This window comes from Bradyrhizobium sp. LeoB3 (assembly GCF_055456055.1).
Map to the genome: position 1 here is coordinate 1 of NZ_JBVBEF010000352.1, position 630 is coordinate 630.

Genomic DNA, 630 nt, shown 5'->3' on the forward strand with positions numbered 1-630 from the left:
GACGCGTCCGGCTACTACAAATTCGTCACCATCAAACCCGGCGCTTACCCTTGGGGCAATCACTACAACGCCTGGCGCCCGGCCCACATCCACTTCTCGGTGTTCGGGCATTCATTCATCTCGCGCCTGGTGACGCAGATGTATTTCCCGGGCGATCCCTTGTTTGCGTTCGACCCGATCTTCAATTCGGTGCCGAACGAGGAAGCGCGTGCGCGGATTGTCTCGTCCTTTGATCTGGAGAACACTCAGCCGGAATGGGCGCTGTGCTACCGCTTCGATATCGTGCTGCGCGGCAGGAACGCCACACCCATGGAGAACGGTTAATTGCAAGACAAAGACAAAGGTATCACGCCCTCGCAGACGGTCGGCCCGTACTTCAAATATGGTCTGACGCCAAACGGCCAATACGACTGGAACGACGCCTTTACCGGCAATCTAGTGACGCCCGATGCCTCAGGCGAACGGATTCGCATCGAAGGTCGCGTGCTCGATGGAGATGGCCAGCCGGTGCCGGACTGCATGTTGGAACTCTGGCAGGCCGACAGCCAGGGTGGCTTCGCCGATCCGCAGGACAAGCGCGCGCTGCCGAACACGAAATTCCGCGGTTTCGGCCGCGTCGGCACTGATGCC

The 630-nt window shown here is 59.8% G+C and carries 2 protein-coding genes; both read left to right on the top strand.

Annotated elements, in window-relative coordinates; genetic code table 11:
• Positions 1-324: dioxygenase family protein (locus ACZXDY_RS46285; RefSeq protein WP_464350069.1), on the top strand; the 324-nt coding region annotated here is incomplete at its 5' end.
• Positions 325-630, top strand: a 306-nt coding sequence (locus tag ACZXDY_RS46290) for a dioxygenase family protein (protein WP_464350070.1), incomplete at its 3' end; no start/stop codon positions are given.